This is a genomic window from Streptomyces sp. NPDC001339 (genome assembly GCF_042895955.1).
Taxonomy (GTDB): Bacteria; Actinomycetota; Actinomycetes; order Streptomycetales; family Streptomycetaceae; genus Streptomyces.
This window is the reverse complement of record NZ_JBIAWT010000004.1, coordinates 372,658-397,544: the sequence shown is the minus strand read 5'-3', so window position 1 is coordinate 397,544 and position 24,887 is coordinate 372,658. Positions and strand designations below refer to the sequence as shown.

At 68.6% G+C, this 24,887-nt stretch carries 23 protein-coding genes and 1 tRNA gene; 11 read left to right on the top strand and 13 right to left on the bottom strand.

The annotated features are described in order from the left end of the window. Positions 1-97: 97 nt before the first annotated feature. The 4 genes from ACFY12_RS14025 to ACFY12_RS14010 form a co-directional block, all read right to left on the bottom strand. Complete coding sequence (locus tag ACFY12_RS14025; protein ID WP_390716026.1) at positions 98-844, bottom strand: BTAD domain-containing putative transcriptional regulator; 747 nt, start codon at positions 842-844, stop codon at positions 98-100. Positions 845-1,215: 371 nt separating this feature from the next. Next, on the bottom strand, positions 1,216-2,283 hold the full coding sequence (locus ACFY12_RS14020) for a sensor histidine kinase (protein ID WP_390716025.1): 1,068 nt from the start codon (positions 2,281-2,283) through the stop codon (positions 1,216-1,218). A gap of 424 nt (positions 2,284-2,707) precedes the next feature. Next, positions 2,708-3,340, bottom strand: a complete 633-nt coding sequence (locus tag ACFY12_RS14015) for a response regulator (protein WP_390716024.1) — start codon at positions 3,338-3,340, stop codon at positions 2,708-2,710. Between the two features lie 689 nt (positions 3,341-4,029). Further along, entirely contained in the window at positions 4,030-4,746 is a 717-nt protein-coding gene (locus ACFY12_RS14010) for a DUF5324 family protein (RefSeq protein ID WP_390716023.1), read from the bottom strand. Between the two features lie 307 nt (positions 4,747-5,053). Between ACFY12_RS14010 and ACFY12_RS14005 the strand changes: the two genes are divergently transcribed. Together ACFY12_RS14005 and ACFY12_RS14000 are read left to right on the top strand one after the other, a co-directional pair. Continuing rightward, positions 5,054-5,587 carry a peptidylprolyl isomerase gene (locus ACFY12_RS14005; protein WP_390716022.1) on the top strand — a complete coding sequence of 178 codons (534 nt, stop codon included), beginning with the start codon at positions 5,054-5,056 and terminating at the stop codon, positions 5,585-5,587. Between the two features lie 153 nt (positions 5,588-5,740). Next, positions 5,741-6,661 carry a rhomboid family intramembrane serine protease gene (locus ACFY12_RS14000; protein WP_390716021.1) on the top strand — a complete coding sequence of 307 codons (921 nt, stop codon included), beginning with the start codon at positions 5,741-5,743 and terminating at the stop codon, positions 6,659-6,661. Between the two features lie 374 nt (positions 6,662-7,035). On the opposite strand, the gene crgA is transcribed toward ACFY12_RS14000, so the two are convergent. After that, positions 7,036-7,290 (bottom strand): cell division protein CrgA, encoded by a 255-nt coding sequence (gene crgA, locus ACFY12_RS13995; protein ID WP_390716020.1) that lies wholly within the window; start codon positions 7,288-7,290, stop codon positions 7,036-7,038. A 179-nt stretch (positions 7,291-7,469) separates the two neighbouring features. On the opposite strand from crgA, the gene ACFY12_RS13990 reads away from it, so the two are divergent. The 6 genes from ACFY12_RS13990 (at position 7,470) to ACFY12_RS13965 (ending at position 12,349) form a co-directional block, all read left to right on the top strand. Then, a complete protein-coding gene (locus ACFY12_RS13990; protein ID WP_390716019.1) occupies positions 7,470-8,243 on the top strand; it encodes a DUF881 domain-containing protein in 774 nt (257 codons plus the stop codon). 69 nt (positions 8,244-8,312) lie between these two features. Then, entirely contained in the window at positions 8,313-9,107 is a 795-nt protein-coding gene (locus ACFY12_RS13985) for a class E sortase (protein WP_390716018.1), read from the top strand. 80 nt (positions 9,108-9,187) lie between these two features. Then, positions 9,188-9,364, top strand: coding sequence for a hypothetical protein (locus ACFY12_RS13980; protein ID WP_181690299.1), 177 nt, complete (start codon positions 9,188-9,190; stop codon positions 9,362-9,364). Next, positions 9,361-10,017 (top strand): aminodeoxychorismate/anthranilate synthase component II, encoded by a 657-nt coding sequence (locus tag ACFY12_RS13975; protein WP_390716017.1) that lies wholly within the window; start codon positions 9,361-9,363, stop codon positions 10,015-10,017. The genes ACFY12_RS13980 and ACFY12_RS13975 overlap by 4 nt, the downstream gene beginning before the upstream one ends. Then, positions 10,014-11,579 (top strand): class E sortase, encoded by a 1,566-nt coding sequence (locus ACFY12_RS13970; RefSeq protein WP_390716016.1) that lies wholly within the window; start codon positions 10,014-10,016, stop codon positions 11,577-11,579. Before ACFY12_RS13975 ends, ACFY12_RS13970 begins: the two co-directional genes overlap by 4 nt. Before the next feature lie 26 nt (positions 11,580-11,605). Beyond that, positions 11,606-12,349 carry a class E sortase gene (locus ACFY12_RS13965; RefSeq protein WP_390716015.1) on the top strand — a complete coding sequence of 248 codons (744 nt, stop codon included), beginning with the start codon at positions 11,606-11,608 and terminating at the stop codon, positions 12,347-12,349. A gap of 99 nt (positions 12,350-12,448) precedes the next feature. Here ACFY12_RS13965 and pknB read toward each other — a convergent pair whose 3' ends face one another. The 6 genes from pknB to ACFY12_RS13935 form a co-directional block, all read right to left on the bottom strand. Beyond that, on the bottom strand, positions 12,449-14,425 hold the full coding sequence (gene pknB, locus ACFY12_RS13960; RefSeq protein WP_390716014.1) for a Stk1 family PASTA domain-containing Ser/Thr kinase: 1,977 nt from the start codon (positions 14,423-14,425) through the stop codon (positions 12,449-12,451). A 145-nt stretch (positions 14,426-14,570) separates the two neighbouring features. Then, positions 14,571-16,037, bottom strand: a complete 1,467-nt coding sequence (locus ACFY12_RS13955; RefSeq protein WP_390716013.1) for a peptidoglycan D,D-transpeptidase FtsI family protein — start codon at positions 16,035-16,037, stop codon at positions 14,571-14,573. Then, complete coding sequence (locus ACFY12_RS13950; protein WP_390716012.1) at positions 16,034-17,434, bottom strand: FtsW/RodA/SpoVE family cell cycle protein; 1,401 nt, start codon at positions 17,432-17,434, stop codon at positions 16,034-16,036. The genes ACFY12_RS13955 and ACFY12_RS13950 overlap by 4 nt, the downstream gene beginning before the upstream one ends. 23 nt (positions 17,435-17,457) lie before the next feature. After that, on the bottom strand, positions 17,458-18,999 hold the full coding sequence (locus ACFY12_RS13945; RefSeq protein WP_390716275.1) for a PP2C family protein-serine/threonine phosphatase: 1,542 nt from the start codon (positions 18,997-18,999) through the stop codon (positions 17,458-17,460). Positions 19,000-19,131: 132 nt separating this feature from the next. Next, the gene (locus ACFY12_RS13940; RefSeq protein ID WP_066929118.1) at positions 19,132-19,671 is read right to left on the bottom strand and encodes an FHA domain-containing protein; all 540 of its coding nucleotides are present in this window, start codon (positions 19,669-19,671) and stop codon (positions 19,132-19,134) included. A 10-nt stretch (positions 19,672-19,681) separates the two neighbouring features. Further along, positions 19,682-20,515: an FhaA domain-containing protein gene (locus ACFY12_RS13935; RefSeq protein WP_390716011.1), complete on the bottom strand. Its 834-nt coding sequence runs from the start codon at positions 20,513-20,515 to the stop codon at positions 19,682-19,684. Between the two features lie 593 nt (positions 20,516-21,108). Between ACFY12_RS13935 and ACFY12_RS13930 the strand changes: the two genes are divergently transcribed. Next, a tRNA-Leu gene (locus ACFY12_RS13930) sits at positions 21,109-21,192 on the top strand. Positions 21,193-21,395: 203 nt separating this feature from the next. On the opposite strand, the gene ACFY12_RS13925 is transcribed toward ACFY12_RS13930, so the two are convergent. Further along, entirely contained in the window at positions 21,396-22,049 is a 654-nt protein-coding gene (locus ACFY12_RS13925) for an FMN-dependent NADH-azoreductase (RefSeq protein ID WP_390716010.1), read from the bottom strand. A gap of 125 nt (positions 22,050-22,174) precedes the next feature. Between ACFY12_RS13925 and ACFY12_RS13920 the strand changes: the two genes are divergently transcribed. Further along, complete coding sequence (locus ACFY12_RS13920) at positions 22,175-22,537, top strand: winged helix-turn-helix transcriptional regulator (protein WP_390716009.1); 363 nt, start codon at positions 22,175-22,177, stop codon at positions 22,535-22,537. A 116-nt stretch (positions 22,538-22,653) separates the two neighbouring features. Here ACFY12_RS13920 and ACFY12_RS13915 read toward each other — a convergent pair whose 3' ends face one another. Beyond that, complete coding sequence (locus ACFY12_RS13915; protein ID WP_390716008.1) at positions 22,654-23,088, bottom strand: MarR family winged helix-turn-helix transcriptional regulator; 435 nt, start codon at positions 23,086-23,088, stop codon at positions 22,654-22,656. Positions 23,089-23,512: 424 nt separating this feature from the next. Between ACFY12_RS13915 and ACFY12_RS13910 the strand changes: the two genes are divergently transcribed. Continuing rightward, positions 23,513-24,745 (top strand): ABC transporter permease, encoded by a 1,233-nt coding sequence (locus tag ACFY12_RS13910; protein ID WP_390716274.1) that lies wholly within the window; start codon positions 23,513-23,515, stop codon positions 24,743-24,745. Positions 24,746-24,887: the final 142 nt, after the last annotated feature.

The following is a 24,887-nucleotide window of genomic DNA, read 5'->3' as shown; positions in this document are numbered from 1 at the left end:
CCTCTGTTGAGCACCGCGTCGTCCCTCTGATCGAAGAGTGTGGCTACGCCTGTGAGTGTGGCTACGGCTGTGGGTGTGGTTACGACTGTGGTACGGCCTACGTCCGGGCGTCCAGCACCGGGTCCTGGGCGAGGACCGACTGGTACAGCTCGCGCAGTGACCGCCCGACGTCCAGGCCGAGTTCGCTCCGGAGCCAGGCGCGGGTGCGCTGGTAGGTGTCGAGGGCCTCGCTCTGCCGGCCGCAGCGGTACAGGGCGATCATCAACTGCTCGCTGAACCGCTCGCGTCCCGGATGGGCCACGACCAGTTCCTGGAGGTCGGCGATCGCTTCGCGCTCACCGCCCGTGTGCAGCTTGACCATCACCAGGTCTTCACGGAGCGTCATCAGCCGCTCCTCCAGCTGCGCGGCCGTCGAGCGGCAGAGCAGACCCTCGCCGGCGTCCAGCAGCGCGGGCCCGCGCCAGAGGCTCAATGCCTCGTTCAGCACTTCCCCGGCGCGTTCCGGATCCGTACGCAGCAGCTCCGCACCACGGCCCGCCAACCGCAGGAATCGCGCGGCGTCCGTGGCGTCCTGCGGAAGATTCAGCAGATAGCTGTTGTTGGCGGTGAGAACCAGCTCATCGGGATGCCCTTCCAGGTCCCAGCTCTCCAGCAGCTTTCTCAACCGCGCCGCGTTTGCGTGCAACGCATTTCTGCTGTTCGCCAGGTCCTTGTCGGCCCATAACTCACTGACCAGCGTGTCCCAGGAAACCGTCCGTCCAGCGTGGAGTGCCAGAACGGTCAACAGCGTGCGAACTTTCTTCGCCCGGATCCGGTAGGTCTTTCCCCCGTGTTCGACGCCCATAGGGCCAAGAACATTGATCAGCACCGGTTTTCCCATCCCCGCTGGCGCTTGTAGAGCCGTACCTGCCATCGGCTGGATCTCAGCCCGGCAGGGGGTAAGGAAGCACATCGACAGCGTCCCATCCCCCGATCCGTGATGAGTGCCACCACGGATGCTAACGCTACGTACGCAGTGTGTTTTTGACGCTACTTCAATACTTCAGTGTCCTATGCACAGACTGTGACAGCTTCTCACCTTCGATCATGAACGTCAAGACAAAACCGAACGGGCGGTATAAAGAATGCGACAGCTTACGGAGCTGTGATCCCGGACACCATGCTTCTTTTGGCTTGAATTAGCCCTCTCCAGGTCATAAGGAGGGCATAGGGGCTCTATCCGCGCTGGGAGGGATGGCGGCCGCGGCCTTCTGCGCGGCGCGGCTCCAGGGGGAGGGCGAGGGGGAGGGTGGCGCGGACGACGGTTCCCAGGCCGGTGCCCGGGGAAAGTACCGAGAGGGTGCCGCCGTACGCCTCGCAACGCCAGTGCATGCCCGGAATCCCGTAGCCCGACTCGATCAGCCGCGAGTTCCGTGGAATGCCGCGTCCGTCGTCGGCGACGGTGACACTCACGCAGCCGCGCCGGTAGACCAGGGTCACTCTGGTGTGCCGGGCGTCCGCGTGCTTCACCACATTGCTGAGGGACTCCTGGACGATGCGGTAGGCGGTCTGGGCCACCCCGTCGCCGGCCTTCGGTTCGTCGAGGGGATCACCCTGGACGTGCACACGCACCGTCAGCCCGCTGTCGGCGGCCACACGGTCGGCGAGCGAACGGACCGTCGCGGTCAGGCCCGTTCCGCGCAGGGCCACCGGGTGCAGGCTGGCGATCACGCCGCGCAGTACGGATTCCTGCTCGTCGAGCCTCCGTACCGCCAGATCGACGGCCTCGTACCAGGCACCGGGATCCTCCTTGGCCCGGGCCGCGTCGAGCTGCCGCCTTGTCAGCGCGAGGAGTTGCAGCACCTCGTCGTGCAACTCCCCCGCCATCAGCGCGGCGTAGTGTTCCTGCCCGCTGATGAGTGCCTGGAGCTTCTCCCGTTCGACCCGGGTCTTCGGCCTGGACCAGACCACCACCGAGCACAGGGCCCCCGCCAGCAGGAACGCGAGGATCAGGTGTCCGGTCCGTGCGGACAGCCGGGGGCTCAGGGCGACGACCATGAAGCTGCCGGACACCAGGACCAGCAGCCAGCGGACCTGGTGCGCTGTGCCGGGCGGGAGAACCAGCCCCCCGATGGCGGAGACCACGGCCATCGCCGCCACTGTGCGGTACGGCAACGGTTCAAGTTCGAAGAACTCCGAGGCGTAGGTGGCCGTACCGAGCGCGATCAATCCCAGGCAGAGGGCGCGGGCGAGCCCCAGTGCCTGCAGCCGGCCCAGCACGGTCCGCGCAGTGCTTCCGCCCATCGGCCGCCTCCCCTTGAGGAATTCACACGTGATTCACCTGCAAATGCGCGCACTCCCCCATATGCCCATATGCCATATGCCTGTACTTACCATCTGACGCACGGCAGTCTTTGTCAACTACACGGAATTTACACCCCAAAACGCCCAAATTGCCGCCCGATAACTTCTGAGGAACGTTCAGGTGAAGGGTTCTCGGATATCGGGGGCGCGCGGAAAGTGGGTGCGGGGTGGTGGGTGCCGGGGAGGGGGTGGAGGGAGGGGCGGGTGCCGGAATTCGGTAGTCGGTATCCGGTAATCGGCCATCGGCCATCGGGTATCGACCATCGGCAATCAGTAATCGGCAATCGGTAACATCGAAAACCGTTATCAGTGGCAATTCCGGGTGCGCGGTCCGAGTGAGGGGAAAGGGGGTCTCTGGAGGAATTCACACCTGGGCGGAGTGGTGCCGCCGGGCATAGGCGACGAGATCGGCCCTGGTGGCGAGGCCCAGCCGGGCGCGGAGAGCGGCTCGGACGCTCTCGACCGTACGGACGCTGACCGCCAGCCGCTTTGCCACCTCACGATTGGTGTGGCCGTCGGCCAGCAGACCGAGAACCTGCCGTTCCCGCAAGGGGAGTTCCTTCTCCTGCCGTACCGCGTGCGCCAGGCCGACTCCCAGTGACGGCTGTACATACTTCCCGCCGGTCGCCACCGTCCTGGCCGCCGCGATGAGTTCGGCAACCGGCGTGCTCTTCAGCAGGTAGCCCGATGCGCCCGCGGACAATGCCGCGCGGACGAGTGCGGGTTCCGCGTACATGCTCTGCACCAGAATCCGTACCCCGGGCGCGGCCGACAGGAGGTCGGGAATCGCATCGAGCGCTGATCCGGATTCCAGCCTCATGTCCAGCATCAGCAGATCGGGGTGCTGATGGGCCGCGACGACGACCGCGGTACGTGCGCAGGCGGCTTCTCCCACTACGACGAAGCCCTCCGGCTCCAGGAGCGTCCGGGTCCCGGCGCGTACGGTCGGATGGTCGTCGACCAGGACCACGCGTAGGGGGCGTAGTGGTTCGTCCATCGCCAGTGCCTCTCCAGAAGTCGCGGGAAAACGCGACTGCCCGTCACCCCCTCACAGGGGTGATCACCATCCGACGGCCCGGCCGGTTTTGTCAACCAAGGGCAACGAAGGGAACCGGCGTTATCCGCACGGTAAATCAAATTTCAACCGTCTGCGGATAACCCGCAACAACGTTGCGGACTTGTGCGGATGCACCGCATCAACCCTCCCGGACAAGATCAGTTCGTCAGCAAAGCGCTGCAAATCCCGGTAGCCGGCCGGTGACTTCCGGTGCTCACTCAGAAAGAAAGGTGTCCGGAGATGCTTTCCAGCCTCCTCCAGCTCGCATCCACCCTCCTGTCCGACCTCGTCAAGTGGGGCATCAGCTAAGTCCTGAACGCGACGGGGACCGGCCCGGCGCCGGCAGTCAAGTCCCCGCACTCGTAAGGGAATGCGCAGGGAACTGGTGACGGAAGGAGGTGTGCGGACGTGGACAAGTGGGTCAACCTTGCGGTGACGCTGTTCGGCGACACCCTCAAGTGGTTTCTGAGCTGATGTCTCGCACAGCGGGAACGTGACGGACGGCAGGGAACACGCGGCAACTCGGGAACTCAGTACCTCGGGTGGGGCGGTTCCCTGCCCTGCCGTGGAATGTCTGCCGCATCGGTGCCGTCGCCTCCGTCCTCCTCGCGGCGAGCAGGTGGTCCGCGTCAGGCCGTGGTCCCGCCGCCGTGTTCGCCGGAGTCCCGGTCGGACTGCTGAGGTCCGGTTCCGGTATCGGGAGCGGCGCCCTGGCTGCCGTCGACGGCGCTCAGCCGGCGTTCGCCGACCTCGGTGGGGGCCGGCGGTTCGACCAGCCAGTCGGGATTGGCCTGCTTGTCCCACCACTTCCAGGCGGCGACCGCCCCGCCGGCCAGGACACCCAGGACCGCGAGGCGCTTGGCGAGCTTGCCGCACTTGGCCCGGCGGCAGTGTTTCTTGTGGAGCTTGTCGATCTCGGCGGTCGTCACCTGACCGCGGAGGGCTGCGAGCGCGGCGCTGCCACGGGCGAGCGCTTCCTCGCGTACCGGCTCGGCCGCGGCCCGGGCGCTGCTCACCGCGTGCTCCAGCCTGGGTGCGGTGTACTCGGCCGCGTGCCGGGCCGCGCTGCGGGTACGGCAGGCCGCCCGGGTCGCCGCGGCGTCGACCTTGGGCGGCAGTGCGCCACGGGCGTGCTCGATACGCGGCTGCAGATGCGCGTCGTACTGCGCGCGGGCCTGATGGGCGGCCTCGGCCACCTTCGGCGCCATGCGACTACGGGCCTCGTGGGCGTAGTGCACGGCGGTGTCCCTGGCCGTACCGGCATACGGAGCCACCACCTCCGCGGCGTGCCGCACGCTGTCCTTGGCCGTACCGGTCGCGGCGCGCACGCTGTCCTTGCGGGTCACGGGATCCTCCTCCTCGGTGGCGTGTCCGGGGCCTGGGGGCCTGGTGGCACAGGTGTGCTGTGCCGCCTGTCCACCCGTTTGGAGATCATGCCCGGTCGCGGCGCGTACGGCATGCGTGGGCAGGCATATGGGTCATCAGGGATATACCGGGATATTTACCCGACTTGAGCTTCCTCTGGACGACACGGCCGGAAGACGAGGCCAGAAATCAGTGCGAAGGTTCCGGTGGCGGTGGTGGCCGGGCGACGGCCAGAGGAGTCCATGCGAGGATCGGGGATCGTCAGCGAAGACTTATGGAAGGTTGATCGTGGCTGAGCAGCTCTACGCCACCCTGAAGACGAACCAGGGCGACATCGAGATTCGGCTTCTGCCGAACCACGCACCGACGACGGTGAAGAACTTCGTCGAGCTCGCCAAGGGCGAGCGCGAGTGGACCCACCCGGCGACCGGTAAGAAGTCCACGGACAAGCTGTACGACGGCACGGTCTTCCACCGTGTGATCAGCGGCTTCATGATCCAGGGCGGTGACCCGCTGGGCAACGGCACCGGCGGCCCGGGCTACGAGTTCAAGGACGAGTTCCACCCGGACCTGGCCTTCAACAAGCCGTACCTGCTGGCCATGGCCAACGCCGGCCCGGGCACCAACGGCTCGCAGTTCTTCATCACCGTCTCGCCGACCGCGTGGCTGACCGGCAAGCACACCATCTTCGGTGAGGTCACCAACGACGCGGGCAAGAAGGTCGTGGACGCCATCGCCGCCACCCAGACCAACCCGCGCACCGACCGTCCGGTGAACGACGTCGTCATCGAGTCGGTGGTCATCGAGACCCGCGAAGGCTGAGCGGCCTCTTTCCCCGGAGGGCTCCGGGGAACCTTTGCGCCCCGCCCGGTCGTATAGCCAAGGCGGGGCGCGAAGCTCGTTGAGGGGCGTTGGCCGGGAGACGGGCGGCAGCGGACGTCCGACGTCCGGACGCTGATGAGGACGAGGGGATCGATGGACGACCAGGTGCCAGGAAGCCCGCAGGAGCCGCGGAACGTGCGGGGCGGGGACGGCCCGCCGGGCTGTTACCGCCACCCCGACCAGCGGACCGGCATCAGCTGCACACGCTGCGACCGGCCGATCTGCCCCGAGTGCATGGTGAGCGCCTCGGTCGGCTTCCAGTGCCCGGACTGCGTACGCGGCGGCAGCGGCACCGGTCATGCGCCGCGGGCGACGGCGCCGCGCACGATCGCCGGCGGCGCCATCGCGGCCGATCCCCGGCTGGTCACCAAGATCCTGCTGGGTATCAACGCCGCCGTCTTCGTCGCCGTCCTGGCGACCGGTGCGAGCACCAGCCCGCTGATCAGCCACCTCGACATGCTGGGGCGCGCGTTCGACCCCGGCAGCCTGCAGCTGGTCGGGGTCGCCGAGGGCGAGTGGTACCGCCTGGTGACCGCGATGTTCCTGCACTCGGAGATCCCGCATATCGCGTTCAACATGCTCTCGCTGTGGTGGCTGGGGCCGCCCCTGGAGGCGGCGCTCGGCCGGGCGCGGTTCATCGCGCTGTACATGCTCGCCGGTCTGGGCGGCAGCGCCCTGTCGTACCTGCTCGCCGCACAGAACCAGCCCTCGCTGGGCGCCTCCGGCGCGATCTTCGGGCTGCTGGGCGCCACCGCGGTGCTGCTGCGGCGGATGAACTACGACATGAAGCCGGTGCTGATCCTGCTCGGCCTCAACCTGGCCTTCACCTTCCTGTGGCCGCACATCGCCTGGCAGGCACATGTCGGCGGGCTCGTCGTGGGCGCCGCGGTGGCGTTCGGGATGGTGCACGCGCCGCGTGACCGCCGGGCGCTGGTGCAGACCGCCACCTGCGCGGTGGCGCTGCTCGCGATCGGTGCGGTGGTGTGGGTACGGACCCTTCAGCTGCTGGGCTGAAGGGCCCGTCCGGTCGTCCGGTCAGAGACGCATTCCGGCCGGGCCGAGGGCCCGTCCCCGTGCGGTGAGGGCCCTTCCCGGTGCGGTGAGGGCCCGTCCCGTCACGTTGTCCACAGTGCGTGGCCGATCTTGTGCATGCTGTGCGGAACTCCCCGCCAGGACGGTTCCGACCGGCGTTTCCGCTGTTTCCGCTGGAAGGGCAGGGGAGGAGGAGTGCTGCGAGTGGGTGCAGCCGGTCACACCGGCGTCAACCTCCGGAAGGTTATCCACAGATCTTCTGAAGTTTTCCCCGACTGTGGATAACTGTGTGGATGGTCTTGGGCAAGGCTTGCCCTCCGCCCACCAGGTGCCCTACCTCGACTGAGTCGGGTGCCCTATTTCCACTGAGTGGAGACGCCGAAGCCGACCGCGATGAAGCCGAAGCCGCAGACGATGTTCCAGTTGCCCAGGGCCGAGATCGGAAGATCGCCCTCCGACACGTAGAACATCACGATCCACACGAGCCCGATCAGGAACATCGCCAGCATCAGCGGTGCCACCCAGCCACGGCCTGTGCTCATCTTCAGGTTGGTGGTCTTCGCCGGCGGCGGCGTGAAGTCGTCCTTCTTGCGGATCCGTGACTTCGGCACGAGGAACTCTCCTGTCGATGTGCTGCTCCCACCCTCGACGTCGCGCGCGGCCGGGGGGTCCGGCCGCTCGGGGGGAGGTACGAGGTGCGCCCCGGCTGCGGACGCGGTGGGGAGCGGACTCCTTACCCGGGCGTCCGTTAGCGTAGTCCTTCCGCGGCGTCGTAAGGAGCAAGGGTACGTTGAGCAATTCCGCTGACTCCCCCGGCCGCAGACTCCGCGCCCGTCTGCGGCCCGCACGGCTCCTCACTCTGACCGTCTTCGCGCTCGCCGGGATGCTGTTCTGGGTCAGCTTCAACACCGCGCGCGGCACCAACCTGCGCTCCGACGACTCCATGCTCCGGCTCTCCGACCTCATCCAGGAGCGCAGCCAGAAGAACGGTGCCCAGAACGACCGCAACGCCACCCTGCGCGAGGAGGTCGACGCCCTCGCGCAGCGCGACAACCGCGGCACCAAGGCCGAGGAGGCCAAGCTCAAGGCTCTGGAGAAGAGCGCCGGTACCGAGCCGCTGTCCGGCCAGGGCGTGACGGTCACGCTCACCGACGCCCCGCCGAACGCCACCGCCAAGATCCCCGGGGTGCCCGAGCCGCAGCCCAACGACCTGGTCATCCACCAGCAGGACCTCCAGGCCGTGGTGAACGCCCTGTGGCAGGGCGGCGCCAAAGGCATCATGGTCATGGACCAGCGGCTGATCTCCACCAGCGCGGTGCGCTGCGTCGGCAACACCCTGATCCTCCAGGGCCGGGTCTACTCCCCGCCGTACAAGGTCACCGCGGTCGGCAACCGAGACACCCTGAACCGCGCGCTCACCGCCTCCCCCGCGATCCAGAACTATCTGCAGTACGTGAACGCCTACGGACTGGGCTGGAAAGTCGACCAGCACGAGGCGGTGACTCTTCCCGGCTACTCCGGCACAGTGGACCTCCACGACGCACAGCCTGTCCGGCGGCCTTAGCTCCTGCCGCGGGGCGGCGGGAGGGCGGGGCGGATGTCGCTGCTGAGCCGGAGGCCGTCGCGGAGGCGGATGGCGCCGCCGGGCCGGGCGACGGTGCGGTGGATCGTACGGACGCTCAGTGAGGTCTGTGTCACCACCGGCGCGCTGCTGCTCCTCTTCGTCGGCTATCTCGTCTTCTGGACCGGCCTGCGGGCCGACAGCGCCATGGACGGCGAGATCGACCGGCTCCAGCAGCGGTGGTCGGCCGGGCCGGCCGCCGCCCCCGATGGGGAGCCGGCCCCGGACAGCGGGCCCGCCCCTGGCGACAGCACCCCGTCTCCCGCGTCTCCCGAATCTCCCGGGGCGTATCCCTCTTCTCCTTCTTCTGCGCCTTCCGCCCCGCCCCGCCGCTATGAACCCGGCGCCTCCTTCGCCGTCATGTACATCCCCCGGTTCGGGGCGGACTGGGCCAAGCCCGTCCTGGAAGGCACCGGAACCGATCTCCTCAAGCGGGGCCTCGGGCACTACGACCGCACCGCGCGGCTCGGCGGGACCGGCAACTTCGCCGTAGCCGGCCACCGCCGCACCTACGGCGACCCGTTCAAGGACTTCCCGCGCCTCCGCCCGGGCGATGCCGTGGTGCTGACCGACGGGACGACCTGGTTCACGTACCGCATAGACAACCGGCCCTATACCACGCTTCCGGGTGATATCGGGGTGATCGACCCGATACCGAGGAAATCCGGCTTCCGCGGCCCGGGACGCTATCTCACCCTGACCACATGCGAGCCGGAGTGGGGTCACAGTCACCGGCTGATCGTCTGGGCACACCTCGACGCCACCCAACCCGTGTCACAGGGAAGGCCACTGGCTTTGACCGGCTGACCCACCGTGCCCGCCCTCGCCCCGTACTCTGGTGTCGCAATCGACATCGTCATCGGCATCGGCAAGGGGACAGCGACAGCATGTACGGCTGGATCTGGCGGCATCTGCCGGGCAACACGTGGGTGAAGACGCTGATTTCCGTGGTGCTGGTGCTGGCGGTGGTCTTCGTACTCTTCCAGTACGTCTTTCCGTGGGCGGAGCCGCTGCTCCCCTTCAATGACGTCACGGTCGACCAAGGGATGGCAGCTCTCCGATGACCGCACGCATTCTCGTCGTCGACAACTACGACAGCTTCGTCTTCAACCTCGTCCAGTACCTGTACCAGCTGGGTGCCGAGTGTGAGGTGCTGCGCAACGACGAGGTCGCGCCGCGGCACGCTCAGGACGGTTTCGACGGGGTGCTTCTTTCGCCCGGCCCCGGGACGCCCGAGCAGGCCGGTGTCTGCGTCGACATGGTCCGGCACTGCGCGGACACCGGCGTCCCGGTCTTCGGTGTGTGCCTGGGCATGCAGTCGATGGCGGTGGCGTACGGCGGAGTGGTGGACCGGGCGCCCGAGCTGCTGCACGGCAAGACCTCGCTGGTCGACCATGAGGGCGCCGGGGTCTTCGCCGGTCTGCCCTCGCCCTTCACCGCCACCCGGTACCACTCCCTGGCCGTCGAGCCGGACACCGTCCCCGACGAACTGGCCGTCACCGCCTGGACGGAGGCCGAGGACGCTCCCGGCGGGCGGATCGTCATGGGCCTGCGGCACCGTGAACTCCCCGTCGAGGGCGTGCAGTTCCACCCCGAGTCGGTGCTGACGGAGTGGGGGCACCGGATGCTGGCCAACTGGCTCGTCGAATGCGGCGACAAGGGAGCTGTGGAGCGTTCGACGGGGCTTGCCCCGGTGGTCGGCAAGGCCGGCGCATGACTGCCCTGCGTCCTGAGCGTGGGGGGAGACCCTACGACCCGTACGAGCCGGGACGGCAGCACGGGTCCCAGGGGCCGTACGGTCCACCGGACCCGTATGCCCAGCCCGATGCGTTCGAAGCCGCGGTGGAGCAGCTCGACGACCCGCTGAACGATCCCCTGCCGGGCCAGGCGGCGCCGGCGGCCGGACGGCCCAACCGGCCCTCGCATCGACGCCCCGACCGCCCCGCACATCGTCCGCTCGACCGGCCCCTCGACCGTCCGGCGGCCGGCCCGCCCGCCCGGCCGGTGACCAGCCCGCTCGACGAACCGGGCCGCGGCCGCCGACGGGGAAAACCGGCCGACGAGGGCCTGACCCATGGCTCGCCGTGGTTCCGCCCGCGCCAGGAGCCGGAGCGGCCCGCCCCGGCCCGTCAGGTCCCCCCGGGACACCGGCCGGTATCGCCTCCCGCTGTCTCGTCGGTCCCCCCACCCACCGTCTCCTCCGCGGCCCCGGTCGAGTCGAAGCCCGCGCTCTCAGCACCCTCCGTGCCCTCCGTGCCCGCGCCCTGGCCGGACGATGACGAGACCATGGCGCTGCGGCAGGCCGAGAAGCGGCGCGCAGATGCTGTTTCACGTGAAACACGGGCAACCGGCGTGGCTGTTTCACGTGAAACCACCGCGGCTGACGCGGCCGTTTCACGTGAAACAGTGCCCGTCCTACCGGCTCCGGCGACCGGGGGCCGTGCGGAGCGCCGTAAGGCCGCTCAGGGGGCCGCCAGGCGCGGCGGGCGGCGCGCACGTCACGGTGGCGCGGCCGGTATCTCCGCGTCCGCTGCCACGGCTTCCCAGCCGGTGTCCGCCACCCTGTCCCGTGTGGAGGCCCGGAAGGCCGCACGCGCCGCCAAAGACAGCCCCAGCCTGATCGTCAGCCGGGCGCTGGGCGAGGTGTTCATCACCCTCGGTGTCCTGATGCTGTTGTTCGTCACGTACCAGCTGTGGTGGACGAACGTACGCGCCGAGCAGGAGGCGGGTGGCGCCGCCAACACCCTCCAGCACGAGTGGGACAAGGGCGGCGGCGAGAAGAAGGACCTCGCGGCCGGTGAGCGCTTCGGGATCATGTACATCCCGAAGCTGGACGTCAAGGCACCCATCGCCGAAGGCATCGCCAAGAAATCGGTGCTGGACCACGGCATGATCGGGCACTACGACGAGGCCAGCGGGCTCAAGACGGCGATGCCCTGGGACAAGAAGGGCAACTTCGCGGTCGCGGGCCATCGCAACACCCATGGCGAGCCGTTCCGCTACATCAACCGGCTTGCCAAGGGCGACAAGATCATCGTTGAGACGCAGAGCGCGTACTACACGTACGAGATGGAGAGCATCCTCCCGCAGACGTCGCCCGGCAACGTCAGCGTGATCGATCCCGTACCGCGCGGCTCGGGATTCACCGGCCCGGGCCGTTACCTCACCCTGACCACCTGCACGCCGGAGTTCACCAGTACCTTTCGGATGATCGTCTGGGGCAAGATGGTCGACGAGCGGCCGCGGAGCAAGGGCAAACCGGAAGCGCTCGGCGGCTGAGTACAAGACAAGAGGGGTGCTACGCGGTGACAGCAACCGGAACCGAAGGGGAAAGCGACCGGTCCGCGCCGCCCCCCACACCGCGCCGGGTACGCAGGGCCATTGCCTCCGTCGTCAGCGTCATCGGTGAGCTGCTGATCACGGCGGGCCTGATCATGGGCCTCTTCGTCGCCTACTCGCTGTGGTGGACCAACGTCCTCGCCGACCGCGCGGCGCACCGGCAGGGCGACGAGATCCGCAAGCACTGGGCGAGCAGCAAGCCGGACAAGAAGCCGGAGGAGTTCGACAGCAAGGACGGCATCGGCTTCCTGCACGTACCGGCGATGACCAGCGGTGAGGTGCTGGTCAAGAAGGGCACCGACGCAGGGGTCCTCAACGAGGGGGTGGCCGGCTACTACACCAAGCCGGTCAAGTCGGCGCTGCCGAACGACAAGAAGGGCAACTTCTCGCTGGCCGCGCACCGCGACGGCCACGGCGCCAAGTTCCACAACATCGACAAACTCAAGGACGGCGATCCGGTCGTCTTCGAGACCAAGGACACCTGGTACGTCTACAAGGTCTTCGCGAAGCTGCCGGAGACCTCGAAGTTCAATGTGGGCGTCCTCGACGAGGTCCCCGAGGGCTCCGGCAAGGACCAGGCCGGCCGCTACATCACCCTGACCACCTGCACCCCGGTCTACACCTCCACCTACCGCTACATCGTCTGGGGCGAACTGGTCCGCACCGAGAAGGTCGACGCGGACCGCACCCCGCCGAAGGAACTGCGCTAGGCCCCTGTCCCCCCCCGTACGCCTCCGGCAGGACCCGCACACACGACGGAGCCCCGGCCACCCTCCCAAGGGCGGCCGGGGCTCCGTCATGCCGTGCCGTCAGTGTCCGAACGGTCCGCCGATGAAGCCGCCGTTGCCTCCGTTGTCACCGTTACCACCGATGGTGGTGAGCGTCACGGTGGTGGCCTTGGGGTCGGCCGGGGTGTTCGGCGCCGGGTCCTGGGTGACCACCCGGGCGTTGTCGTCCGGCGAACTGCCGGCCGCGAACTGGATGTTGGTGAAGCCGGCCTGCTGCAGCGCCTGCTTCGCCTCCTTGACCGTCCGGCCCATCACACCCGGCACCGGCGTCTGAGCCGCCGCCTTGCCGACCGTGAGGTTCACCGTGGAACCGGTCTCGGCCTCGGAGCTGGCCCCAGGGTTCTGCTCGGTCACCTTGCCGACCTGATTCGGGTCGGAGGTCTCCTTCTCGGTCCTGGTGACCTTGAAGCCCAGGTCGGTCAGCTGCTTGTTCGCCGCGTTGAAGTCCTGTCCCACGACGGGCGGGACGGTGACCTTCGGGCTCGCCTGGGCCACGGTCAGCGTGATCTTCGCGTCCTTGGCGGCCTTGCCGTCGGGGTTCTGGCGAATGACGATGCCCGCCTTGCGGTCGGACTCCTCCAGCTTCTGCTCGACGTTGGTGAAGCCCTTGCTCTCGAGCTCCTTGCGGGCGTCCTCGAACGGGATGCCCGTGACGTCGGGGATCGTGATCTGGACCGCGCCCGTACAGACCGTGACGTCGACCTTCTCGTTCTTGCCGATCTCGGTACCGGCCTCCGGAGCCTGCCCGGAGATCTGGCCCTTCTTGACGTTGTCGCAGGCCTTGCGGTCGCTCACGTTGACCGTGAAGCCGCCGTTCACCCCGGACTGCTTGGCATCCGCCACCGTCTTGCCGACGAGGTTGGGGACCGCCGACTTGCCGCCCGTCTTGTTGCCGCTGAACATCGCCTTGCCGATGAAGATCGCACCGACCAGGACCAGTGCCGCCGCGGCGACCAGCAGGATCGTCGAGGTGTGGCTCTTCTTCCGGGCGCCGCCGCCCCGCCGGTCGGCGCGCTCGTCGTAGCCGTAGCCGCCGTCGTCCGGGTTCACCGGGGGGAGCAGGGAGGTCTGGCCCGCCGGATCCTGTGCCCGCAGCATCGTGGTGGGCTGGTCCTGGTCGTAACCGGCCGCGCCCAGGGCGGCGGCTGCCGCGACCGGCTGGCCGTCCAGTGCCGCCTCGATGTCGGCACGCATCTCGTCGGCCGACTGGTAGCGGTAGTCCGGGTCCTTGACCAGCGCCTTCAGGACGATCGCGTCCATCTCCGGCGTGATCTCGGAGTCGAAGGTGCTGGGCTGCTGCGGCTCCTCGCGGACATGCTGATAGGCCACCGCCACCGGCGAGTCACCGACGAACGGCGGCCGGACGGTGAGCAGCTCGTAGAGCAGGCAGCCGGTGGAGTACAGGTCGGAGCGGGCGTCGACCTGCTCGCCCTTGGCCTGCTCCGGTGAGAGGTACTGCGCGGTGCCGATGACCGCCGCGGTCTGCGTCATCGTCATACCGGCGTCGCCCATCGCCCGGGCGATACCGAAGTCCATGACCTTGACCTGGCCGGTGCGCGTCAGCATGACGTTCGCGGGCTTGATGTCGCGGTGGACGATGCCGGCCCGGTGGGAGTACTCCAGCGCCTGGAGCACGCCGATGGTCATCTCCAGCGAGCGCTCGGGCAGCAGTTTCCGCCCGGAGTGCAGCAGCTCCCGCAGCGTGGAGCCGTCCACGTACTCCATGACGATGTACGGGATCGAGACCCCGTCGACGTAGTCCTCGCCGGTGTCGTAGACCGCGACGATCGACGGATGGTTCAGCGAGGCGGCCGACTGGGCCTCACGGCGGAACCGGGCCTGGAAGGACGGGTCACGGGCGAGGTCCGCCCGGAGCGTCTTCACGGCGACGGTGCGGCCCAGGCGGGTGTCATGTGCGAGGTACACCTCGGCCATGCCACCGCGGCCGAGCACCGAGCCCAGCTCGTACCGGCCGCCGAGGCGACGCGGCTCTTCCATAAGCTTCTCCAGCCCTCTCCGTCAGTCCCGACCGCACCCGTGTGTGGTCCGGCGGTGTGCTGTCCGGGCTACCGTACCCGGGACGCCGTGGTGGACCGGGCCGGAGCCGCAACCTGATACATGACCGGTATGGGCATGACCCGGGTCACTTTCCGCTTTCGAGTACCGCCTGCATGACGCCCTTCGCGATCGGGGCGGCGAGCTTGCCGCCGGCGATGTCGTCGCGCAGAGTGTCGGAGCCCTCGATGACCACGGCGACCGCGACCGGGGAGCCCTTGTCCGTCTTCGCGTAGGAGATGAACCAGGCGTACGGGTTGTCCTTGTTGTTCTCGCCGTGCTGAGCCGTACCCGTCTTACCGCCGACCGTGACGTCCGGGATCTGGGCGTTGGTTCCCGTGCCCTTCTCGACCACGGTCTCCATGATGCTCTGGACCTTCTGCGCGTTCTCCGGCGAGAGCGGGCGGCTCATCTCCTGCGGAGTGTGCTGCTGGACCACGTTGAGGTTCGGCGCGACCAGCTGCTCGACCATGTACGGCTTCATCAGCTTGCCGTTGTTGGCGACCGCCGAGGCGACCATGGCCATCTGCAGCGGGGTGGCGCGGTTGGAGGCCTGGCCGATGCCGGCCTGCGCGTTCTGCGGGCGGTTGTCCTTGGGGAAGATGCTCGCCGAGGCCCGGACCGGGGTGTCGATCTTCGAGTCGTTGAAGCCGAACTTCTCCGCCTCGGCCTTCATCTTCTTGTTGCCGAGGTCCGCGCTGACCTTGCCGAACACGGTGTTGCAGGACCAGCGCAGCGCCTCGCGCAGGCTGGCGTTCTCGCAGGGGATGTTGCCCTCGTTCTTCAGCTCGCGGGTGGTGTCCGGGAGCGTCCAGGGCAGCGGGGAGTTCGTCTTGGCGTCGACGTCCGTGTAGAGACCGTTCTCCAGCGCCGCCGCGGCCGTGACGACCTTGAACGTGGAGCCGGGCGGGTAGGTCTGCCGCAGTGCCCTGTTGAGCATCGGATCGTCGGCGTTGTTCTTCTTCTGCAGCGCGTTGTACGCCTTGGCGTCCTTGTCGCTCATCCCGGCGAAGCTGGACGGGTCGTAGGACGGGGTGCTGGCCAGGGCCAGGATCGCACCGGTCTCCGGGTTGATCGCGGCGACCGCGCCCTTGTTGTTCCCCAGCCCCTTGAACGCGGCCTGCTGGGCCTTGGCGTTCAGCGTGGTGACGACGTTGCCGCCCTTCTGCTTGGTGCCGGTGAACATATCGACCGTGCGGCTGAAGAAGAGCCGGTCGTCGGTGCCGGTGAGGATGCCGTCGTTGAGCTTCTCCAGCTGGTTGGCGTCGAAGGCCTGGGAGGCGAAGCCGGTGACCGGCGCCCACATCGTGCCGTTCTTGTATGTGCGCTTGTACTTGAAGTCGCCGCTGTCGGTGGTGGTGGAGCCGGTGACGGCCTTGCCGCCGACGATGATGTTGCCGCGCGGGATGCTGTAGCGCGCGATGGCCACCCGGCGGTTGTTCGGATCGTTCTTGAGCTTGTCACCGTCGACGAACTGCACCCAGTTGACGCGGACCAGCAGGGCGAGGACGAGCAGGCCGCAGAAGATCGCGACCCGGCGCAGCGGCTTGTTCACGGGCGGACCACCTGGGTCATCTCGGCGTCGGTGGACGGGGCGGGGCTGGGCGCCGGGCGGCGCGCGGTGTCGCTGATCCGGAGCAGGAGCGCGACCAGCGCCCAGTTGGCGATCACGGAGGAGCCGCCCTGGGCGAGGAACGGCATGGTCATACCGGTCAGCGGGATCAGACCGGTCACACCGCCGGCGACGACGAAGACCTGGAGGGCGAAGGCGCCGGAGAGGCCGACGGCCAGCAGCTTGCCGAACGGGTCACGGGCGGCCAGCGCCGTACGGATACCGCGCTCGATCAGCAGGCCGTACAGCAGCAGGATGGCCATCAGGCCGGCCAGCCCGATCTCCTCGCCGACGGTGGCGAGGATGTAGTCGCTCTTGGGGGCGATACCGCCGATGAGCCGGGAGTAGCCCTGCCCCAGACCGGAGCCGAGGATGCCGCCGGAGCCGAAGGAGTACATGGCCTGGGCGGTCTCGGTGACACCGCCGTTGGACGCCAGCTCCAGCGGGTTGAGCCAGTTGTGGACACGGGTCTGGACGTGCGACTCGAAGGTGGCCACGCCCACCGCGCCGGCGGCGCTGAGCAGCAGGCCGAAGGCGATCCAGCTGGTGCGCTCGGTGGCCACGTACAGCATGATCACGAAGAGGCCGAAGAAGAGCAGCGAGGTGCCCAGGTCGGTCTCGAAGACCAGGATCATCAGGCTGAGCGCCCAGATGACCAGGATTGGGCCGAGGTCCCGGCCGCGCGGCAGGTACAGGCCCATGAAGCGGCGGCTGGCCAGCGCGAGCGCGTCCCGCTTCACCATCAGGTACCCGGCGAAGAAGATCGCGATGATGATCTTCGCGAACTCACCGGGCTGCAGCGAGCCGACACCGGGGATGGTGATCCAGATGCGCGCGCCGAACTTCGCCGGGAAGAAGACCGGCGCGATCAGCAGGACCAGCGCCACGACCATCGAGATGTAGGTGTAGCGCTGGAGGACTCGGTGGTCCTTGAGGAAGATCAGTACGCCGAGGAAGAGCGCGACACCGAGCGTCGACCACATCAGCTGGCCCGGTGCCATCGGCCCGCCCAGGATCTTGGTGGTGATCTGCGGCTCCTGGTCCAGACGCCAGATGAACACCAGCCCCAGGCCGTTGAGCAGGGTGGCGATCGGCAGCATCAGCGGGTCCGCGTACGGGGCCCACTTGCGCACGATGAGGTGCGTCACGCCCGCCAGCAGGCTCAGCCCGCCCGCGTAGCCGAGCACACCGGCGGGGACGGTCTCCTCCTTGGCGAGCCCGACGTTGATGTAGGCGAACACCGGAATGACCACCGCGAAGAAGAGCAGCGCGAGCTCGGTGTTGCGGCGGCTCGGGGCTCCGATGGTGCCGATTGTGGTGGTGTTGGTGGTACTGCTCATGAGTTGTCCGGCCCCCTACGCCCTCACTGCTGGGTGCTGCAATTCTTTTCCAGCTTCAGCTGGTCCTCGGAGGGGGCCTGGCTGGGAGTGGGTGTGGGAGTCGGGGTCGCGGTCGCCGCGAGGGCTCCGGCCGTGCCCGCCGCGTCGGTGCCACCGGGCTTCGCGCCGGGTGTACCGGGCTTGGGCGGCGAGCCCACCTGCCCCTTGCCCTTGTTGCGCGCCGCCTCGCGCTCGGCGGCCTCGCGCTGCTCCTTGCTGCGGCAGGCGGTGGCCTGCAGGCTCAGCGCGGTGACCCGCTCCACGGCCTCCGTACGGCTGTCGGCGGGGATGGTCGCCTTGATCTGCTTCTGCTGGTACGAGGGCAGGTACTTGAGTTCGATCTCGGGGTGGTCCTGGTCCACGTTGTTCAGCTTGAACCAGGCGAGGTCCTGGCTGATGCCCCGGTAGAGCGCGACGTGGTCGTCCTTGGCGCCGACGAAGTACTGGGTCTGCGTCCAGCGGTAGCCGCCGTAGGCGCCGCCGCCGATCAGGCCGAGCGCCAGCACGATGAGCAGCGACCGCTTGAGCCACGTGCCGCGCCGCCGGGGCTTGACGAAGTCCTCGTCCACGAACGCCCCGAAGGAGCCCTGCGGCGGACCGCCGACCTCCGGGTCACCGCTTCCGGGCGGGCCGAACGCGCCGCCGGGAGCGGCCTGCTGCGGCCCGCCGGGCCGGCCGAGCTCGGCGGCCCGGGCGGCCGGCGTCTGCATCGTGCTGGGGTCGTTGAGCTGGTGCTGGTTCTCCGCGACCGCGCCGACGATCACCGGGGTGTCGTTGAACTGCCCGGCCATCGTGTCGTTGCCGTCCACGTCCAGGACGTCGGCGACGATGCAGGTGATGTTGTCGGGCCCGCCGCCGCGCAGCGCGAGCTGGATCAGCTCCTGGACCGTCTCGTGCGGCCCGTGGTAGCTGGCGAGGGTCTCCTCCAGCGTCTGGTGGCTGACGACCCCGGACAGCCCGTCCGAGCAGATCAGATACCGGTCGCCGGCCCGCACCTCGCGGATCGACAGATCCGGCTCGACATGATCACCACTCCCGAGCGCCCGCATCAGCAGCGACCGCTGCGGATGCGTGGTGGCCTCCTCCTCGGTGATCCGGCCCTCGTCGACCAGCCGCTGCACCCAGGTGTGGTCCTGGGTGATCTGCGTCAGCACACCGTCGCGCAGCAGATAGGCGCGCGAGTCACCGACATGGACGAGCCCGAGCCGCTGCCCGGTCCACAGCAGGGCGGTCAGGGTCGTGCCCATGCCCTCCAGCTGGGGGTCCTCCTCGACCATCACCCGCAGCTGGTCGTTGGCGCGCTGTACGGCGTTGCCGAGCGAGGTCAGGATGTCCGAGCCCGGAACGTCGTCGTCGAGCTGAACGAGCGTGGAGATCACCTCGGAGGAGGCGACCTCACCGGCGGCCTGGCCGCCCATACCGTCGGCGATGGCGAGCAACCGGGGCCCGGCGTAGCCGGAGTCCTCGTTGCCCTCGCGGATCATGCCTTTGTGCGATCCGGCGGCGAAGCGCAGGGACAGACTCATGCGCACCTCACCCGTCGGCTCGGGGTACAGCCGGTCTCGTCGAGCCACACTGCCCACCCTCCGGTCGGGAGCATGCCCCGGTCCGCCGAGTGGACCGCTGCGGCTCGCTCGCTCCGCTCGCTCATTCTCGTACTACTTCCGCAGCTCGATAACGGTCTTGCCGATGCGGATCGGGGCTCCCAGCGGGATCGGTGTCGGGGTCGTCAGTCGGGTCCGGTCCAGGTACGTGCCGTTGGTGGAACCGAGGTCCTCGACGATCCACTGGCCGTCACGGTCCGGGTAGATCCTGGCATGCCTGCTGGACGCGTAGTCGTCGTCCAGCACGATCGTGGAGTCGTGGGCACGGCCCAGTGAGATCGTCTGGCCCTGGAGGGCGACGGTGGTGCCGGTCAGCGAACCCTCCGTGACCACCAGCTTCGTGGGGGCACCACGGCGCTGACGCCCGCCCCGGCCGCTGTCCTGACGGCGCTCCTGGCGACGCTGCTGCTGTTGCGGGGGCGCGGCGGCCTGGCGCTGGGTACGCGCTTCCTGCCCGCCGCGCCGGGCGGCACCGCGCTGAGTGACGCGGGTGCCGAACAGATCGCTGCGGATGACCTGAACGGCCACGATGACGAACAGCCACAGTACGGCGAGGAAACCCAACCGCATGACCGTGAGGGTCAGCTCTGACATTGCCCCCGCTTCACCCTTCGGCTTGCCGGTAAATGATGGTGGTACTGCCCACGAGGATCCGCGAGCCGTCGCGGAGACTAGCGTGGGTGGTGTGCTGCCCGTCCACCACGATGCCGTTGGTGGACCCCAGATCCTGGATCGTGGAGGGCGTTCCGACCCGGATCTCGCAGTGACGCCGGGAGACCCCCGGGTCGTCGATCCGTACGTCAGCGTCGGTGCTGCGGCCCAGCACGAGCGTGGGGCGCGAGATCTGGTGGCGGGTGCCGTTGATCTCGACCCAGCGCCTGGTCTGTGCGTAGGGCTGCGGCCCTGCACCGGACGGTGCCGTACGGGGTGCGGGCTGTGCGCCGCCGGGGGGCGGGGAGGACGGCATCGGGGGCGCGCTCACATGACCGCCGCCCGCCCGGCCGCCGTGCGGCACGGCGGACGCGCGCTGGGCCGCCCCCTGGCCGGGCTGCTCCTGCGAGGTGCTCGAGGCGAGCGTACGGCTGCGCACCCGGTACAGGCCGGTGTCGAGGTCCTCGGCCTTCTCCAGATGGACCTTGATCGGCCCCATGAAGGTGTAGCGCTGCTGCTTCGCGTAGTCGCGGACCATGCCCGAGAGCTCGTCGCCGAGCTGCCCGCTGTACGGGCTCAGGCGCTCGTAGTCCGGAGTGCTCAGCTCGACGATGAAGTCGTTGGGGACGACCGTGCGGTCGCGGTTCCAGATGGTGGCGTTGTTGTCGCACTCGCGCTGCAGTGCGCCGGCGATCTCAACGGGCTGTACCTCTGACTTGAACACCTTGGCGAAGGTGCCGTTGACGAGACCTTCGAGACGCTGCTCGAAGCGCTTCAGTACTCCCACGGGGCACCTCCTTCCCCAGTCCTCGTCCGGGTCGTCCTGCTCGGGCCGGCCTGGTACCGGTCCTGGTACCCGTCCTGATACTGCTTACTGATCGTATCCACGCGTCGGGAAATCGGCTGGTTCCCCTTTCCCGCCTTGAGGACGAGTGTCGCCCCTCACAAGGTTGCCCGGTGCCTGCTTGCTCCTTGTCACTGCTGTTTGCGCACGGTGCCGCCGGTGCGCCCTCCGCGCACTCCGCTGCCCGTGCTCCGCACACTCCACGGCTTCGTTTGCTTCGTTGCACTGCGATCGTAGATGTGCCCCGGTGACAGTGTCCCGCAACTGACGACCGTGCGGACCGCTCGGGGGCCGGAGTCGGACACGGTACGGCCCGCTGCCGCCACCCACGGACGGAGCGGCACCGCACGGTACGGGGCCCGCCGCACGGTACGGGGCCCGCCGCCCGGTCCCGGGTGCCGATGACCGGGCGCCGGGGAAAGGGCGTGTGAACCCACCCCTGCCAGCGTGCTAATGTTCTGGATGTCGGAAGGCGCTCGCACCGGACCGGACAGAACAGCCCGGATCCTGTGAAAGAATCAACCGACAGCACCCATGCGCGGGTGGCGGAATAGGCAGACGCGCTGGATTCAGGTTCCAGTGCCCGAAAGGGCGTGGGGGTTCAACTCCCCCCTCGCGCACAGATGAGGCCCCCGGCTTCCGGAGAAATCCGGAAGCCGGGGGCCTTTTGTTGTGAGGCATTTGTTGACACCTGTGTTGTGGTGTTCACCCGTGTTGTTGCGTTCGTCACGAGCGGGCCGGGGTCGCGCCGGAGCCTCACCCCGGTGAGGTATCCCGGGGTGAGGCTGCGGGCTCTGGCTTCGGCTCCGGCTCTGGCTCTGGCTCAGGCGGCGGCGAGGCGCTCGGCCAGGGCCTTGGCCTTGGCCGCCGCGTCCGCGTGGGCCTTCTCGCGGGACGCCTCGTACATCGGGACGAGCTCGGCCATCGCCGGGTTCTGGGGCGCCATGGTCAGCTCGGGAACGATGAAGTCGACCTCAAGGCCCATACCGCCGTTGAGGACGGCCTCCAGGTAGTTCTGTACGTACTCGAAGGACTCACGGGGCGTGCCTGGCGCGTACGAACCGCCGCGGCTGGCGACGACGATGGCGGGTGTGCCCTTGGCGGACGGCTCCTCGCCCGCGGTGCGACCCATGATGATCACCTGGTCGAGCCACGCCTTGAGCGTCGAGGGGATCGTGAAGTTGTACATCGGAGCGGCTATGACGACCGCGTCGGCCTGCTCCAGCTCCTCGGCGAGCCGGACGCGCAGCGCGAAGGCGGTCTGCTGCTCGGGGGTGTGGGTGGCCGGGTCGGCGAAGCCGGCGGAGGCAGCGACTCCGTCGAGGTGCGGCAGCGGGTCGGCGGCCAGGTCGCGGTGGATGACCGTGCCGTCGGGGTGCTGCTCCTCCCAGGCCTGGCGGAAGGCGGCGGTGACCGAACGGGAGGCGGAGCCGCCTTCGGGGAAGACAGAGGAGTCGATGAGCAGAAGCGTGGCCATGGGGCGGTCCTTCGCTGCGTGGCCGGGCGGTGCCCCGACCGTTGGTTGAATTCCGTACGTTGCTATTGATAGCACAGTAACTTACTTTTCTTCAGTAGCAAACGGGAGGGCGGTACTCTGGGTGTATGGCGGACCACAGTGAGGCGACGTGCAGGCAGGTCGACACGGGCATGGCGCGCGTCTTCGAGCTGTTCGGGAAGCGCTGGACGGGGTTGATCGTCGCCACCCTGATGCCGGGCCCGGTGCACTTCGCCGATCTGCGGCGGGCCATCCCCGGGATCAGTGAGCGGATGCTCTCCGACCGCCTCATGGAACTGGCTGCGGTCGGTCTGCTGCTGCGCGAGGTGGACGCCGGGCCGCCGCTGCGCGTCTCGTACCGGCTGACGGAGGCGGGCCTGGCGATGGAGCCGGCGCTCAAGGAGCTGGGGCGCTGGGCGGAGAGGTATCTCGCCGATGGCGGGCAGTGCCCGGAGCGGTTTCGTAAATAACGCGAGCGGTTCCGGGAATGGTGGGGGCCGCTACGGGAGTTGGGGAGTTACGGAGCGGCTACGGGGGGCCACGGAGCGGCTGCGGGGGTGGCGCGAATGGCTACGGGCGCGAGTGGTTACGGGAGTTGCTGCTGCGCGGCGTTGTAGCGCCGTAGATACGTCGCGAAGCGCTGGAGGTCCTCCTCGTCCCAATCGGCAAGCCGCTCATGGAAGGCCTGGCGGCGGCTGGCGCCGGCGCTGGCGAGCGCCTGGGAGCCCTTCTCGGTGGGGTGGAGGACCTGGACGCGGTGGTCGTCCGGGTCGACGCGGCGTTCGACGAAGCCGAGTTTCTCCAGCGCGGCGATCTGCCGGCTGACCGTGGACTTGTCCAGGAGGTAGTGCGCCGCGAGGTCCATGGCGCGGCATCCGCGCTGGTCATCGAGGTGTGCGAGCAGCGTGTAGGAGACCAGGGACAGTTCGGGGTGCATCCTGGCGGCGGTCGCGCGGGCTCGCCGGGCGAATGCCGTCATCTCCTGCTGGATGGTCTCGACGGAGTCGTCGCGATGAGCCATGGCTTGCCTTCCGTAGGGATGGTTGTATAGTACAACGTTAGTGCGAGGTTGTATTGCGCAACCCTTCGACTCCGCTGGGAAAGCTCCGCACTGGGAAGCTCCACCGAATGGTGTGGCGCTGAGCGCTGCACTGTGAGTTGCATTTGCCAACTGTCGGCTTTCACGGCCGCAGCCGGCACCAGCTGAGCCGACGAACCGAGCGACGTAGCGACGAGCTGAGAAGGCCTGCCCCATGAGTACGGTCCGAGATCCCGACGACCACCGAGGCGCCCAGGGCGCGCCGAGCACAGACCGTTCCGTGCGCTCTGCGCGCGCTGCACGAACGGAACGAACAGCACGAACAGTACGATCTGCCCGCTCGGCGCACTCCGCCCGCTCCGCCCGCTCCACCCACTCCGCCCATTCCGTGCGCTCCATGCGCTCCATGCGTTCCGCGCACTCCGCGGGGCTGCGGCACGTCCTCGCGCACCTCCTCACCCCGCTCCTGATGTGCGTCGGCATGGGACTGGCCTACCTGGGCGCGTTCGCGCACCCCGCGCCGCACCACCTGCCCGTCGCGGTCGTCGGACCGACCCGGAGCGCACAGCTGCTCGCCCAGTCGATCAACGACAAGACGCATGGTGACCTCGAAGTACGGACCGTCGGCGACCGGTCGGCGGCGGTGGAGCAGCTCAAGCGACAGGACATCTTCGGCGCGTATGTGATCGACGCGAAGACGCAGGGGGCGAAGGAGGCTCAGGGCGCGAAGGAGACGCCAGGGGCAAAGGGGACACCGGGGGCGAAGGACGCGCCCGGCAGTACGGCCGGTACGGGCAAGGAGGCGGCCGGTCCCGCCGCGCGGCCCGCGCCCGAACTGCTGGTGGCGACCGCGGGTTCCGACACCAGCGCCTCCGCCGTGCAGAAGGTCTTCACCCCCGTCGCCGCGCGGCAGGGCGCCCCGCTGAAGATCACCGACGTGGTGCCCACCACCGAGGGGGACCCGACCGGCCAGGGCCTTTTCTTCCTCCTGGTGGCGATCAGCATCGGCTCGTACGCCTCGGTCGCGGTGATCGGCGGTGCCGGTGCCGTGCTCCCGCTCCGGCTGCGCGTGGCGCTGGCGAGTGGTACGTCCTTCGTGGTCAGCCTGATCGGCGCGGCATTCGCCGGTCCGGTCTTCCATCTCGTCGACCGTGGCCTGCCGGGTGTGTGGGGGATGGCCTGGCTCTACTCCGCCGGCATTCTGCTGATCGGCACCGGGCTGCACACCTTCCTCAAGCGCTGGACGACGCTCGGCGTGATGGCCCTCTTCGTGATGCTCAACTTCACGTCCTCCGGCGGGGTCTTCCGCCCCGAGCTGCAGAACGGATTCTTCGCGGCGCTGCACTCCTTCTGGAACGGTGCGGGCTTTCTGGAGGGCGCCCGTAGCCATGTCTACTTCGACGGCTACGGCCTGTCCGGACACGTCTGGACGCTGGCGCTGTGGCTGGTCGCCGGTCTGGTGATGGCCGGGGTGGCAGCGGTGGCCGAGAAGCGGCGACGTACCGCGGAGGCGGAGACGGCAGCCCACCTGCCGGGGCAGGTTCCGTCGCGGTCATACAAGTGCACGGGCCCTGTGGACGCGGACGCGGAAACGGACGAGGAGACGGAGGAAGAACTGGAAGAGGCGGTAGGGGTGTAACGACCGGAGCCCCCCGGCGCATCAGGCGATCGGCGGCTCGGCATACGGCCGTTCATGGAGTTGTCCACAGGCCGTGCGGACCGTGACGGGGTGTCGGTAACGTCATGGCTCATCGGCAGGCCGGGACGGCTCGGCAGGCCGA